This window comes from Nonomuraea sp. NPDC051941, assembly GCF_044593615.1.
The window spans coordinates 136,031-149,242 of sequence record NZ_JBIUCF010000028.1; the positions used below are offsets into that span (position 1 = coordinate 136,031).

12 protein-coding genes are annotated in these 13,212 nt (G+C 71.2%); 6 read left to right on the forward strand and 6 right to left on the reverse strand.

Annotated features, from left to right (window positions below; genetic code table 11):
- Positions 1-50 precede the first annotated feature (50 nt).
- From ACIHFD_RS38730 to ACIHFD_RS38740, 3 genes are read left to right on the forward strand one after another with little or no spacing between them, the layout of a single operon-like run.
- The gene (locus ACIHFD_RS38730; RefSeq protein ID WP_397371210.1) at positions 51-2,756 is read left to right on the forward strand and encodes a BTAD domain-containing putative transcriptional regulator; all 2,706 of its coding nucleotides are present in this window, start codon (positions 51-53) and stop codon (positions 2,754-2,756) included.
- Positions 2,753-3,349: a hypothetical protein gene (locus tag ACIHFD_RS38735; protein ID WP_397371211.1), complete on the forward strand. Its 597-nt coding sequence runs from the start codon at positions 2,753-2,755 to the stop codon at positions 3,347-3,349. Before ACIHFD_RS38730 ends, ACIHFD_RS38735 begins: the two co-directional genes overlap by 4 nt.
- A complete protein-coding gene (locus ACIHFD_RS38740) occupies positions 3,346-4,269 on the forward strand; it encodes a hypothetical protein (RefSeq protein ID WP_397371212.1) in 924 nt (307 codons plus the stop codon). Before ACIHFD_RS38735 ends, ACIHFD_RS38740 begins: the two co-directional genes overlap by 4 nt.
- Positions 4,270-4,296: 27 nt before the next feature.
- Here the strand turns inward: ACIHFD_RS38740 and ACIHFD_RS38745 are convergent, their stop codons facing one another.
- Complete coding sequence (locus ACIHFD_RS38745; protein ID WP_397371213.1) at positions 4,297-4,731, reverse strand: MarR family winged helix-turn-helix transcriptional regulator; 435 nt, start codon at positions 4,729-4,731, stop codon at positions 4,297-4,299.
- Between the two features lie 90 nt (positions 4,732-4,821).
- Here ACIHFD_RS38745 and ACIHFD_RS38750 point away from each other — a divergent pair, with 90 nt between their 5' ends.
- Positions 4,822-5,976, forward strand: a complete 1,155-nt coding sequence (locus ACIHFD_RS38750; protein WP_397371214.1) for an MFS transporter — start codon at positions 4,822-4,824, stop codon at positions 5,974-5,976.
- On the opposite strand, the gene ACIHFD_RS38755 is transcribed toward ACIHFD_RS38750, so the two are convergent.
- From ACIHFD_RS38755 to ACIHFD_RS38775, 5 genes are all read right to left on the reverse strand, one after another.
- A complete protein-coding gene (locus ACIHFD_RS38755) occupies positions 5,973-6,473 on the reverse strand; it encodes a methylated-DNA--[protein]-cysteine S-methyltransferase (RefSeq protein ID WP_397371215.1) in 501 nt (166 codons plus the stop codon). The two genes, ACIHFD_RS38750 and ACIHFD_RS38755, sit on opposite strands and share 4 nt — an antisense overlap.
- A complete protein-coding gene (locus ACIHFD_RS38760) occupies positions 6,470-7,849 on the reverse strand; it encodes an AlkA N-terminal domain-containing protein (protein ID WP_397371216.1) in 1,380 nt (459 codons plus the stop codon). The genes ACIHFD_RS38755 and ACIHFD_RS38760 overlap by 4 nt, the downstream gene beginning before the upstream one ends.
- A 119-nt stretch (positions 7,850-7,968) precedes the next feature.
- Positions 7,969-8,910: an NYN domain-containing protein gene (locus tag ACIHFD_RS38765; RefSeq protein WP_363962414.1), complete on the reverse strand. Its 942-nt coding sequence runs from the start codon at positions 8,908-8,910 to the stop codon at positions 7,969-7,971.
- A gap of 107 nt (positions 8,911-9,017) precedes the next feature.
- Entirely contained in the window at positions 9,018-9,227 is a 210-nt protein-coding gene (locus ACIHFD_RS38770; RefSeq protein WP_350728322.1) for an acyl-CoA carboxylase subunit epsilon, read from the reverse strand.
- Positions 9,224-10,813 (reverse strand): acyl-CoA carboxylase subunit beta, encoded by a 1,590-nt coding sequence (locus tag ACIHFD_RS38775; protein WP_397371217.1) that lies wholly within the window; start codon positions 10,811-10,813, stop codon positions 9,224-9,226. Before ACIHFD_RS38775 ends, ACIHFD_RS38770 begins: the two co-directional genes overlap by 4 nt.
- Positions 10,814-10,849: 36 nt before the next feature.
- On the opposite strand from ACIHFD_RS38775, the gene ACIHFD_RS38780 reads away from it, so the two are divergent.
- Entirely contained in the window at positions 10,850-11,614 is a 765-nt protein-coding gene (locus ACIHFD_RS38780) for an ABC transporter ATP-binding protein (RefSeq protein WP_397371218.1), read from the forward strand.
- Positions 11,615-11,639: 25 nt separating this feature from the next.
- Complete coding sequence (locus ACIHFD_RS38785; protein ID WP_397371237.1) at positions 11,640-13,190, forward strand: hypothetical protein; 1,551 nt, start codon at positions 11,640-11,642, stop codon at positions 13,188-13,190.
- Positions 13,191-13,212: the final 22 nt, after the last annotated feature.

Here is a 13,212-nt window from a genome sequence, read left to right on the forward strand (position 1 = left end):
TGGATCGGTGAGCGTACGAGCACGACCCTGGACGGCGGAAGGGAGAGACGATGCCGACGCGAGAGCCCGCGCGCCCACACGGACGTCACACGCCCGTGCGCGTCAAGGCCAGGCGCAGCGCCGGAGATGTGCTCGCCGGCATCGGATCGCTGATCGTGCTGGTCGCGCTCGTGGGCGGGGTGCCGTACGCGCTGCTCACGTTCGTGGGGCCGCCGATCGCGCCCGAGCTGCTCGACCTCGACCTGCTCACCAGCCGCGTCGGCCCGAGCACCGTCGTGGCCGTGCTGGTGCTGCTGGTGTGGCTGGCCTGGTTCCAGCTGTTCGTGTGCGTGCTGGTCGAGGTGTACGCGGGCGTGCGCAGGGTCGGCATGCCGGCCCGCGTGCCGCTCTCCGGAGGCACGCAGGCGCTGGCCAACAAGCTCGTCGGCGCGGTGCTGCTGCTGTTCACGGCGGGTGCGATGGTCGTGCCGCTGGCCAAGCTGGCGCCCACGCCGGCCGCCACGCCCGTGACGGCGGTCGCGTACTCCGCGCCGATCGTCGAGAAGACGACCCTCGACACGCACAAGACCAAGAAGGTGTACGTGGTGCAGCCGCCGCACGGCCGGCACCACGAGAGCCTGTGGGAGATCGCCGAGAAGTGCCTCGGCGACGGCCGCCGATATCCCGAAATTTACCGGCTTAATCAGGCGAAGGAGCAGCCGGACGGCTCCCGCCTGCGCATGGCCGACCTGATCAGGCCCGGCTGGGTGCTCGACATGCCGGACGACGCCAGGCACGCCCACGTCGTCCCCGTCGACCAGCCCCGCGAGCAGACCCTGCGCGAGCACCCCGGCAGGGCGTCGGTGGGTCAGCACGCGGACCGGCACGCCGACTCGAAGACCGGCCAGGCCGAGAAGAAGGTCGAGGCCAAGCACCGCCAGCCGGATCAACAGCAGCAGCAGCCCGACCGGCCGCAGGCCACCATCCGGCAGAGCCAGACGACCGACCTGACCGACTATCTCGCCACGGCCTCGCTGGCCGCCGCGGGCCTGCTGGTCGTGCTGGCCAGGCGGCGCCGCGAGCAGCTCTGGCGCAGGGTGTTCGGCCGCCGGATCGCCCGCCCGCGCGACGACGCCGCCCAGGCCGAGGTCGCGCTGAGGCTGGGCGGCGACGCGCCGGGCGCCCGCATCCTCGACATCGGCCTGCGGCTGCTCGGCGCCGAGCTGGCCGCCCAGAACCGCACGCCGCCCACCGTGTACGGGGCGCACCTGTCGGCCCGCACGCTCGACCTGTGGATCCACCCGCCGGACGGGGACGCGCCCGCGCCGTGGATGGCCCAGGACGGCGGCCAGGTGTGGCGGCTGCCCGCGCACGAAGGCCGCCTGCTGGAGGAGCAGGCGGGCGGGGCGCCGTACCCCGGGCTGGTCTCCATCGGCACGGACGCCAGCGGACGCGTGCTCATCGACCTGGAAGCCGCGCAGGGCCTGATCAACGTGCGCGGCCCGCAGACCACGGCCGCGCTGGCCGCCCTCGCCGTCGAGCTGGCCACCAACCGCTGGTCCGACCGCATGCGCATCACGCTCGTCGGCTTCGGCGAGGAGCTGACCGCTATCGCGCCCGACCGCATCAGGGCCGTGGGCGGCCTGGCCGAGGTGCTGCCCGAGCTGGAGGCGATCGCCGCGCCGCGCAGGGAGGTGCTGACCGGGCGCATCACCGGCAGCCCGCGCGACGCCCACTACCTGCTGTCCGCGGTCGCGCCCACGCACGAGGAGGCCCGGCGCCTGGCGCTGCTGGCCCGCCGGGACACCGCCGGTTACGTGCTGGCGGGCGAGGTCCCGCACGCCACCTGGACGCTGGAGATCGGTGACGACGGCCGGGCCAGGATGGCCGAGCTGGGCTTCGACGTGCAGGCCCAGCTCCTGCCCCGCCGCCACTACCAGGCATTGATCGACCTGTTCCGCACGGCCTCCCAGGTCGACGGCGAGGCCGTCTCCGAGGCCGAGCCGCTGGCGGGGCTGCACCCGCCCGCCGTCGAGATCAGGATGCTCGGCCCCATCGAGGTCATCGGCCTGCGGCCCCTGGAGGAGGGCCGGCTGGCGCTGGCCGCGGAGCTGCTGGTCTACCTGGCCACGCATCCCGGCGGCGTGCATCCCTCGGTGCTGGGCGGGGTGCTCTGGCCGCGCGGCGTGCAGGACATGGTCAGGGACGCCACGATCGCCAGGGTCGCCGAATGGCTCGGGCGGGAGCACCTGCACACCGACGAGGCCGGCCGGATCAGCCTGGGGCCCGAGGTGCGTACGGACTGGGCGCTGTTCCGCGAGCTCGTACGCCGCTCGCACGGCGACCCCACGGCCCGGGCCGTCCTGCTGGAGAAGGCGCTCGGCCTGGTCAGAGGCCCGCTGCTGAGCGGCCGCCAGCCGGGCAGGTACGCCTGGCTGGCGGCCGAGGACCTGGAGTACGACGTGGCCGCCGAGGTGGCCGACGCGGCGCATCAGCTCTGCGAGCTGCGGCTCGCGCACGGGCAGCCGGACGCCGCGGTGGCCGCCGTACGCGCGGCCCTGCTGCTGGCGGTGGACGACGAGGGCCTCTGGCGCGACCTGCTGCGGGCCACGCACGCCACCGAGGACACCGTACGGCTGCGCGCCGTCGTCGAGGGGCTGACCCGCAGGGCGGCCTCGCACCCGTACGGCGGCGGGATGGCCCCGGAGACCGAGGCACTGATCGAGGAACTGCTGCCCACGTGGCGCATCCATGTGGTGAGGGAGTCGTCGGCATGAGACGAGTCATGGTGCTGCTGATGATCGTCCTGGTGGGCTGCGGGCAGGCCGAGCGCCCGTACACGCCCGTGGCGGAGCCCACCCCGGCGAAACCCTCCGGTAAGGCCGCGCAGCCGGAGGAGACGCTGCCCGCCGGCCCCCAGAGCATCGCCATCGGCGACGGCCTGCGCGTGCGGGTGGAGTGGCCGGCCGACCCCGACCCGCTGCTGAAGGTCATCGTCGACCAGTACGTGGGCACTCGTCAGGCCGTCGTCGAAGGGACCCGCGGCTACCGGCGCAATCTCGAGATCCAGGCGGAGGAGCAGGCGACGGAGTGGGTGAACGAGTTCATCGACGAGGAGCAGTCGATGCGCGGGACGGGCCGGCTCTACAACCTGCGGGTCAGCGCCCGCATGGGCAAAGGCGCTCAGATCAACGCGTGCGTGGACGAGTCGGGCGTACGGATGATCTCCTCCCGCACCGGGAAGGCCGTCGCGCCCCAACCCGATTGGCTGCGCACCCCCTACGGCCAGAGCGTGGTCGCCCATCGCGGTGACGACGGGGTGTGGCGCATCAGGTCCTACATCACCTCCACAGAAAGATGCACGCGATGAAACCTTTGCTCGCGGTACTGCTCGCGGTGCCGCTGACGCTCGGTCCGACCCCGGGACCCGGCGATGTGGACGTCAAGGGCAATCAGCGCGGGCGGACGACGACCCTGAGCCTGGAGGCCAGCACCATCAAGATCACCGGTGACGGCAAGGGCGGTTCGGGCGACGGCTACCGCATCCCGCGTCCCTGCTGGTACGAGCCCAGCCTGGACGCCGAGGAGATGTTCCGGCTGCACACCGAAGGCGCGGGCCCGGCCAGGCGGGCGGCCATCGACGAGGACAGCTTCCGGGCCTTCGTCCAGCAGTTCAAGGACAAGCTCGGCAAGCCGGGCCGGTGGTGGGTGCCCGCGTACAACAAGGCCGATCCGAACGGCGCAGCCTGCTGGGGCGGCCTCGAACAGTTCATCTTCATGCCCCCGAACACCACGCCGCCGTCCGGGATCACGATCGAGCAGCTGGCGCAGATCGCCAGGGCCGCGCTGACCGTCCCGGAGCCGACGGTCAAGCTGAACCCCGACGCCAAGAGCTTCGTCAACCTCCCGACCTACGTCTGGCTGGAGAACGTCGGTCAGCCGCGCCGCACGGTCACGGCGTCGATCCCCGGCGTCATGAGCGTGACCCTGGTGGCGACGCTGCAGGACATCAAGATCGACCCGGGCACGTCCAAGGACCGGGCCGAGGTGCACGAGGAGGGCTGCGGGCCGTCCGGGAAGCCGTACGCGAAGGGTGCCCAGTTCACCTGCGGCGTGCGCTACCTGCGCTCGGCGATCGACCAGCCGCGCGAGAGGTACACGCTGACCGTCACCACCGTCTGGCCGGTCCAGGTGGCCGACAACGTGGTGCCGTTCCAGTTCGCGCCCGTACAGGTCGGAGCCAGCCGGGACGTGCCGGTCGGCGAGATCCAGAGCAACGTCAAGCCGTGAGCGGCGGCCGGGCCGCTCAGGGGCCGCTCAGGCCCGGACCACCGCCACCAGCGGGGCCAGCTCGGGCAGCTCCGCCGCCTCGTCGAGCACTTCCTTCAGTACGCCGTCGTGCGTGGGACGGGCCCGCTCCAGCAGCTCGAACCCGGCCTGTGTGACCTCCGAGTAGATCCCGCGCCTGTCGTCCTCGCACAGGTAGCGCTTGAGCAGGCCGCGGTTCTCCAGGCGCGTCACCAGCCTGGTCGTGGCGCTCTGGCTGAGCACGACGGCCCTGGCGAGCTGCTGCATCCGCATGTGCCAGCCGTCCTGGCGGGCCAGCACGTCCAGCACTGTGTATTCGCTCACACTGAGCGAGTGCTCCTTCTGGAGTGATTTCTCCAGCTTGTCCTCGATTTTCGCGTGCAGCGCCGCGAGGGTGCGCCAGCCCTGGGCGCGCGCCTCCACGGCGTCATCGGCTAGGGGCATGTGACAGCCTCCTCGACATCCTTGTATGGTCAGTTAGTCGGCGTGTGCAAATAATGTCCACGCTTACTAACGTCGTCTGAGGAGTAGTCTATGCCTCTCGCCCTGTTCGCCCTCGCGATCAGCGCCTTCGGCATCGGGACCACGGAGTTCATCATCAACGGGCTGCTGCCCGAGGTGGCGGCCGACTTCCACGTGACCATCCCGGCCGCCGGCCTGCTCGTGTCCGGCTACGCGCTGGGTGTGGCGGTCGGCGGGCCGCCGCTGACCATGCTCGGCGGGCGCCTGTCGCGCAAGACCATGCTGTTGTCGCTGATGGTGCTGTTCATCGCCGGGAACCTGCTGTCGGCGCTGGCGCCCTCGTACGCGGTGCTGATGGTCGGCCGTTTCCTGTCGGCCTTCGCGCACGGCGCGTACTTCGGGGTCGGCTCCGTGGTGGCCGCCGAGCTGGTGGCGCCGAAGAAGCGGGCCAGCGCCATCGCCATGATGTTCACCGGACTCACGCTCGCCAACGTCCTGGGCGTGCCCCTGGGCACCTGGATCGGTCAGGCCTTCGGCTGGCGGGCCACGTTCTGGGTCGTGGTGGCGATCGGCGTGGCCGGTCTCGCCGGCGTCGTCGCCCTCGTCCCCCGGCAGCCGCGCCCGACCGGGAGCGTCGTGCGGGAGCTGGCGACGTTCCGCAAGGCCGGCGTCTGGCTGGCCCTCGGGATGACCGTCTTCGGCTTCGCCCCGGTCTTCGCCGTCATCACGTTCATCGCGCCCATCATGACCGGCGTGGGCGGCTTCTCGCCCGGCGCCGTGCCCGTGGTCATGGCCCTGTTCGGGGTCGGCCTCGTGGCGGGCAACCTGATCGGCGGCAAGCTCGCCGACCGCACGGTCATGCCCAGCATCTACGGCTCGGTCGCCCTGCTCACCCTGCTGGCCGTGGCGGTGGCCCTGGTGTCGGGCAGCCAGGTGGCCTTCGTGATCACCATCACGCTGTTCGGCGTGGCCGCCTTCGCCACGGTCCCGCCCCTGCAGACCCGCGTCCTGGACGCCGCCGCCGGCGCTCCCACGCTGGCCTCGGCGGCCAACATCGGGGCCTTCAACCTGGGCAACGCGATCGGCTCCTTCGCGGCCGGCCTCACCATCGACGCCGGCTTCGGCTACACCGCCCCCGCCTGGACCGCGGCCCTGCTGGGCCTGGCGGGGCTGGCCGTGGCGGGGGCGGCGGGCCTCCAGGCCCGCCGCCTGGTGCCCGCCACCTAGAGGGCGCGGGATTCGTGGGCGATCAGCCACTCCTTGACCGGTACGCCGTAGTAGTAGCCGCCGTAGCCTCCGCCGCTGGGCAGCACCCGGTGGCAGGGGACGAACGGCGCGATGAGGTTCTGCGCGCAGGCCGAGCCGGCCGCCCGGGCGGCCGTCCTGGGCATGCCGGCCCGCTCGGCCAGCTCCGCGTACGAGACCGTGGTCCCCGCCTTGACCTCGCGCAACGTGGCGTGGAGCCGCTTGCGGGTGGCCGTACCCGGCTGGGAGACCTGGACGGCGTCCAGGGCGTCCAGATCCCCGGCCAGGTACGCCCGGACCGCCGCGGAGGCGGCCCCGAGGTCGTCCACGACCTCCAGGCCCTCCGACTGCAGCTCGGGCGTGAGGCGCACGAACATCTCCGTCGGGTCGGCGGTGAAGCCGGCCGCCACCACGACCCCCTCGCGGGACAGCAGGGACAGCGGCCCCACCGGGGTCGGGATGAGCTGGGCAGCGATCATGATGAGCTCCAAAGGTGCAGGGCGGCGTAGGCCCGCCAGGGCCGCCACCGCTCGATGTGGTCGTCGGGGATGCCCAGGCAGGCCATGCGCTTCTTGAGCACGAGGTCGCCCGTGGGCCACGCGTCCGGGTCGCGCAGCGCCCGGAGCGCGATGTAGCTGGCCGTCCACGGGCCGATGCCCGGGACTTCGAGCAGGTCCGACACCGCCTCGGCGGGATCCTGACCGCCGTCGAGGTCCAGGCGGCCCTCCACCAGGTGGCCGGCCAGGTGCCTGAGCGTGTCGATCCGGCGGTTGGTCAGGCCCACGCCGGTCAGGTCCGTCTCCAGGAGCTCGGCGGGGGTGGGGAAGAGCGGGCCGGGGGCCTTGGCGACGATGCGGCCGAGGAGGGTGCGGGCGCCGGCCACCGAGATCTGCTGGCCCACCACCGCGCGTACGGCCAGCTCGAAGCCGTCGAACGCGCCCGGCACCCGCAGCCCCGGACGGGCCGTCACCAGGGGCCCGAGCGAGGTCTGCTCCAGGATCTCCGAAATGGCGGAGGGGTCGGCGTCGAGGTCGAGGAGGCGGCGGCAGCGCGCCACGACGCGGGCGAGCTGCCGCGTGTCGTCCATCACGACGTCCAGGGCTATGTGGTCCTGCCGTGGTGTGAGCGTGATCGTCCCACCTGGTACGGCTCGCTCATACGACGTCCGGTCCGCCACCTCCAGCCCCGGAATGGCGCGGGCCGCCAGGAACGCGAAGACCCCATCCACGTCGTACGGCTCGCGCCGGTGCAGCCGCAGCCGCAGCGTCGCGTCGCAGACCCGTGGCCCCGCCGTGGCCCGCAGCTCGCTGGGCGTGAAGCCGTACGTCTCCCGCATCGTCGCGTTGAACTGCCGCACGCTCCCGAACCCGGCCGCGAACGCCACCTCCGTGACCGGCAGCCCCGTCTCCGTCAGCAACTGCTTGGCCAGCAGCAGCCGCTTGGTCCGCGCGACCGCCAGCGGCCCGACGCCCAGCTCGGCCACGAACAGCCGGTGCAGGTGCCGCTCGGTGATGTGCAGCCGCTGGGCCAGCCCGCCCACGCCCCGCTCGTCCGCCGCGCCGTCGTCGATCAGCCGCAGCGCCCGGCCGACCAGGTCGCCGCGCACGTCCCAGCCCGGGTCGCCGGGCGAGAGCTCCGGACGGCACCGCTTGCATGGCCGGAACCCCGCGGCCTCGGCCGAGGCCGCGTGCCGGTAGAAGCGCACGTTCCTGGAGGACGGCGTACGGGCCGGACAGATCGGACGGCAGTAGATGCGCGTCGTCGTCACCGCCGTGTAGAACCGCCCGTCGAACCGGGCGTCCCTGGCCGAGACGGCCCGGTAGCAGGAGTCGAAGTCGAGCTGGAGTGGTGACATGCCTCCGACACTAGGCGCTCTCCGAAGGCGCTGACTGGCGGAAATCGGACGTGAGCGTCGAACGGCAGGTCAGCAGGCCGAGCCGGGTGACCTGCGGAAATCGGACACCCGGCGCACGGCTACTTCGACGAGATGCCCACTCCCAGGTCGAACTCCCGGTAGACCCGGGCCCAGAAGCCGTCACGCAGCCACACCCGGGCCTCCGGGTAGGGCCGCAGCGAGTGGCCAAGCTCCTTCTCCGCCTCGATCAGCAGCTCGGTGTCGATCACGGTCGGCAGGATGGGCCCCGGCAGCAGGTCGCGGATGTTGTCGCGGCCACGCGTGAGGATCCACTTCTGTGCCACGTGCTCGCCCACGTCCTCCACGCGCGGGCGGCTCGGCCCGAGCTTGGCCACCTGGCCCGGCTTGGCGTGCGGCTTGACCGGCGTGCGCCCGGCGAAGACCTGGGCGGGCGACGGGGCCACGGCCGGCGGAGTGACCGGTACGGGCTGGGGAGCACGGCTGAAAAAGGGCCTCAGGAAATCAGCGGAGATCACTTCCACGGTGTCGGACTCCCACACCAGGCGCTCGGCCTGGTTGGTGCCGTACGGCGGCTCGACGCCCCACAGGTGGATCCGCACTCCGTACGCCTGCGCCGCCTCGACCGCCGGAACCATGTCCTCATCGCCTGCCAGCAGGATGGTGTCGGTCACCGCATGATGTCGGGCCAGCGCCTCCAGATCGCTCCTGATCTGCGCGTCCACGCCTTTCTGCTGGCCACGGGCGTTCAGGTTGCCAAGCCGCACCTTGACCCACGGGAGCTGGGCGATGACCCGCTGGTCGACGGTGGGCACACGGTCACGGGCGGCGTCATACCAATAGATCCGCAGAAGTTCGCCGGAAGTACGTTCCTCTGCATGTTTCTGTAGACTCTGGATGAGTTCATCGGCGGCCACCCGATATTCCTTGCGTTCCTTCGCACCGAGCAGCACTTCACCCGCCGCCGCGTACAGATAACCGACATCCACCAGGACGGCGTACTTGGCTGCCACAGGATGCGGCATGAGGTCTGGGATGGCCATGTCGTCCTCCAGGCCGCGGTGTTAGTTGATCGGCTGACTATATACGCCTACTTTCTCTAGATAGTCCCAACTCCCGGGGAACTTGACACCCGATTCTCAGGATCTATCTAGGGTAGAGCGCTCATCCGCCATGCCGACTTCCCTGGGACGACAGGCTTACGCATACCTCTGGCTGGGTTTCGCCACCTTTGCCGACGCGGCTCCGGAGACGCCTCGGGTTCGGCGTGCGAGCTCTGCCGCGCGACGAGGACGGCCACCAACGCCGCGATCTCCTCGGGCGTGGCGTCCCCCCGGACAATTCGCAGCTCTGGCGTCATAGCGGGATGTTCCCATGCTTCTTCGGCGGGAGCGTCGCCCGCTTGTTCCTGAGGGCCCTCAGCGCCCTGACGACCTGAACCCGGGTCTCGGACGGCCGGATCACCGCGTCCACATAGCCGCGCTCGGCCGCGATGTACGGATTGGCCAGCGTGTCCTCGTACTCGGTGACGAGCCGGGCGCGCTCGGCCTCGGCGTCGTCGGAGGCGGCGAGTTCGCGCCGGTAGAGGATGTTGACCGCGCCCTGTGCTCCCATGACCGCGATCTGGGCCGTCGGCCAGGCCAGATTGACGTCCGCGCCGAGGTGCTTGGAGCCCATGACGTCGTACGCGCCGCCGTACGCCTTGCGCGTGATCACCGTGATCAGCGGCACGGTGGCCTCGGCGTAGGCGTAGAGGAGCTTGGCGCCCCGCCGGATGATTCCGTTCCATTCCTGATCGGTTCCTGGGAGGAATCCCGGCACATCCACAAATGTCAGTATCGGAATATTAAAGGCATCACATGTTCGAATAAATCGGGCGGCCTTCTCCGATGCGTTGATATCCAGACATCCGGCGAAATGCATGGGCTGGTTGGCCACGACCCCGACCGGCTGGCCGTCCACCCGGCCGTACCCGACCACGATGTTCGGCGCGAACAGCGCGTGGACCTCCAGGAACTCCCCGTCGTCCAGCACGTGCTCGATGACCCGGTGCATGTCGTACGGCTGGTTGGCCGAGTCGGGGATCAGCCCGTCGAGCTCCGGATCGGGCTCCAGGTCGGTGGCGGGCTCGAAGGCGGGGGCCTCGTCCAGGTTGTTCGACGGCAGGTACGACAGCAGCGCCTTGACGTACTCCAGCGCGTCGTCCTCGTCGGTGGCCTGGTAGTGGGCCACGCCCGACTTCGTGTTGTGCGTGTGCGCCCCGCCGAGCTCCTCGAACGTGACCTCCTCGCCCGTCACCGTCTTGATGACGTCGGGCCCGGTGATGAACATCTGGGACGTCTGATCCACCATCACCACGAAGTCGGTCAGCGCGGGGGAGTAGACGTGCCCGCCGGCCGCGGCGCCCATGATGAGCGAGATCTGCGGGATCACGCCGGACGCGTGCACGTTGCGCTTGAAGATCTCCGCGTAGAGGCCGAGCGCGACCACGCCTTCCTGGATGCGCGCGCCGCCGCCCTCGTTGATGCCGATGATCGGGCACCCGGTCTTGATCGCCAGGTCGAGCACCTTGACGATCTTCTCGCCGTACACCTCGCCGAGCGAGCCGCCGAACACCGTCACGTCCTGCGAGAACACGCACACCTGCCGGCCGTCGACCGTGCCGTGCCCGGTGATGACGCCGTCGCCGTACGGCCGCCGCCTCTCCAGCCCGAACATCGTCGACCGGTGCCTGGCGAACTCGTCGAACTCCACGAACGAGCCCTCGTCCAGCAGCGCGAGCACCCGCTCCCTGGCGGTCATCTTGCCCTTGGCGTGCTGCTTGTCCACGGCCTCCGCGGAGCCCGCGTGCGCGGCCTCGTCGAGCCGCCGCTCCAGGTCGGCGATCTTCCCGGGGGTGGTGTGAATGTCCGGCCTGTCCGGCAGCTCCTCGGCAGCAGTGCTCATGCGCGCAAGGCTAGTCCTTCCTCCTAGAGTGGATCCATGACGGATGCGGTTCGCACGCACGGGCTGTTCAAGCGCTACGGGCCGCAGGTCGCGGTGGCGGGCGTCGATCTGGTGGTGCCGTCGGGGAGTTTCGCGGGCCTGGTCGGGCCCAACGGCGCGGGCAAGACCACCACGCTCAGCATGATCACCGGGCTGCTCCGGCCCGACGGCGGCACGGCCGAGGTCGACGGGTTCCACGTGTGGCGCGACCCCGTGGAGGTCAAGACGCGCATCGGGGTGCTGCCGGAGGGGCTGCGGCTGTTCGAGCGGCTGTCGGGCCGCGAGCTGCTCCTCTACAACGGCCGGCTGCGCGGCATCCCCAAGGGCGACGTCGAGCAGCGCGCGGGCGAGCTGCTGGCCGTGATGGACCTGACCGAGGCCGCCGACAAGCTCGTCGTCGACTACTCCACCGGCATGCGCAAGAAGATCGGCCTGGCCGCCGCGCTGCTGCACAACCCGTCCGTGCTCTTCCTGGACGAGCCGTTCGAGGGCGTCGACCCGGTCAGCGCCAACACGCTCACCGACGTGCTCCGGCGCTTCACGGCGTCCGGCTCGACGGTGATCTTCTCCAGCCACGTGATGGACCTGGTCGAGCGGCTGTGCGACTGGGTGTCGGTGATGAGCGCGGGCCACATCGTGGCGCAGGGCCCGCTGGCGGACGTACGCGGCGGGCGCAGCCTCAACCAGGCGTTCCTGGAGCTGGTCGGCGGATCGCGCGACAACGGCGAGGGCCTCACGTGGCTCGGCGCCAACCCCAGGTGACACCCGAGGAGTCCCGTTGACCACCGTGGCCCTGTTCGCGCAGCTCAAGCTCCGGTTGCTGGCCGGAAACCTGCGCGGAGACCTCCAGCGCAAGCTCGGCTTCGTCTTCACCCTGCTCATCGCCACCGGCCTGGCTGTGCTCGGCTTCTTCCTGATGAGCCTGCTCCGGCTGGCGCCCCACGACATCGCCGCCGACCTGGTGATCATCGCGTTCACGTCCTTCCTGATCGGCTGGATGATCGTGCCGCTGATGGCGTTCGGCCTGGACGACACGCTCGACCCGGCGAAGCTGTCGCTCCTGCCGCTGCGCACCGGGCAGCTGGCGGTCGGCATGTTCACCGCGTCCGTGACCGGGGTCTGGCCGCTGGCCATGCTGATCGTCACGGCCGGCGCGCTGGTGGGGGTGGCGACGGGCGTCGGCGGCGTGCTGCTCGGGGTGCCGGCCGCGCTGCTGCAGTTCGCGCTGTGCGTGGTGACGTCGCGGCTGATCACCACCTCGCTCTCCAGCGCGCTGCGCACCCGGCGGGGCCGTGACGTGCTGGCCGTGGCCGCGCTGCTGGTGGTGGTGCTCGCGCAGCTGCCCAACCTCGTGATGAACCGCGGCCTCGGCGACCCCGAGGCCATGCTGCGCCAGCTGGCGGGCGTGCTCCGGTGGACGCCGCCGGGCATGGCGGCGCACGCGATGGCCGACGGCGGCCTGGCCGGGCTGGCCGAGCTGGCGCTGGTGGCCGTGATCGTGGTGGTGCTGGGCCTGCTGTGGATCAAGGCGCTGGGCCGGGCCCTGGTGACGCCCGACGTCTCCACCCAGGCCGCGTCCGTGCGCAAGGAGAGCGGCCTGGTCGACAGGTTCCTGCCGGACGGGCCGCTGGCGGCCGTGGTGACGAAGGAACTGAAGTACATCAGGCGGGAGCCTAGGTTCCGGGTCGGCTGGTTCAGCGCGGTCGTGGTCACCGCCGTGCTGGCGTTCTCGCTGAGCAGGAACACGGGCGGCGCGGAGGGCGTGCCGATCGTGCTCACCTGCGTCGGCGCCCTGATGATCGCGCTGCAGTCGGGCAACGCGTTCGGCATCGACGGCCGCTCGTTGTGGATGAACGCCGTGGTGTTCGGCTCCGAGCGCGGGCTGGCCATCGACCTGGCCGGGCGCCACCTGGCCAACGTGCTGATCGCCGTGCCGCTGCTCACCGTGATCGCGGTGGCCACCGGCCTGTTCACCGGCCATCCCGGCATGATCGTCCCGGCGGCGCTGGCCGGGTGGGGCGCGCTCGGCATCGGGCTCGGCGTCGGGTCGGTGACCAGCGTGGTGGTCCCGTACACCGTGCCCGAGCGGATGAACGCCTTCAGCGGCGCCGCGCCCGGGCAGGGCGGCCAGGCGTTCGCCTCCGCCATGGGGGCCACGCTCGGCATCGCGCTGCTGTCGCTGCCGTTCGTGGTGCCGCTGGCGTTCGGCTGGTTCTGGGTGTGCGCGGTGGCGCCGTTCTACGGGGTGCTGGCGGAGACGCTCGGCAGGCGCCTGGCCGCCAGGATCGGATTCGCCCGGATGCCGGAGCTGCTGGGGGCCGTTTCCAAAGGTAGTTGAATGGTCTAGTCCAATGGGCGAG

What these genes read in the sequence shown, in the direction of transcription:
- ACIHFD_RS38730 (WP_397371210.1), top strand. Translation starts at nt 51, where the DNA reads ATGCCGACGCGAGAGCCCGCGCGCCCACACGGACGTCACACGCCCGTG.
- ACIHFD_RS38735 (WP_397371211.1), top strand. Translation starts at nt 2,753, where the DNA reads ATGAGACGAGTCATGGTGCTGCTGATGATCGTCCTGGTGGGCTGCGGG.
- ACIHFD_RS38740 (WP_397371212.1), top strand. Translation starts at nt 3,346, where the DNA reads ATGAAACCTTTGCTCGCGGTACTGCTCGCGGTGCCGCTGACGCTCGGT.
- ACIHFD_RS38745 (WP_397371213.1), bottom strand. Translation starts at nt 4,731, where the DNA reads ATGCCCCTAGCCGATGACGCCGTGGAGGCGCGCGCCCAGGGCTGGCGC.
- ACIHFD_RS38750 (WP_397371214.1), top strand. Translation starts at nt 4,822, where the DNA reads ATGCCTCTCGCCCTGTTCGCCCTCGCGATCAGCGCCTTCGGCATCGGG.
- ACIHFD_RS38755 (WP_397371215.1), bottom strand. Translation starts at nt 6,473, where the DNA reads ATGATCGCTGCCCAGCTCATCCCGACCCCGGTGGGGCCGCTGTCCCTG.
- ACIHFD_RS38760 (WP_397371216.1), bottom strand. Translation starts at nt 7,849, where the DNA reads ATGTCACCACTCCAGCTCGACTTCGACTCCTGCTACCGGGCCGTCTCG.
- ACIHFD_RS38765 (WP_363962414.1), bottom strand. Translation starts at nt 8,910, where the DNA reads ATGGCCATCCCAGACCTCATGCCGCATCCTGTGGCAGCCAAGTACGCC.
- ACIHFD_RS38770 (WP_350728322.1), bottom strand. Translation starts at nt 9,227, where the DNA reads ATGACGCCAGAGCTGCGAATTGTCCGGGGGGACGCCACGCCCGAGGAG.
- ACIHFD_RS38775 (WP_397371217.1), bottom strand. Translation starts at nt 10,813, where the DNA reads ATGAGCACTGCTGCCGAGGAGCTGCCGGACAGGCCGGACATTCACACC.
- ACIHFD_RS38780 (WP_397371218.1), top strand. Translation starts at nt 10,850, where the DNA reads ATGACGGATGCGGTTCGCACGCACGGGCTGTTCAAGCGCTACGGGCCG.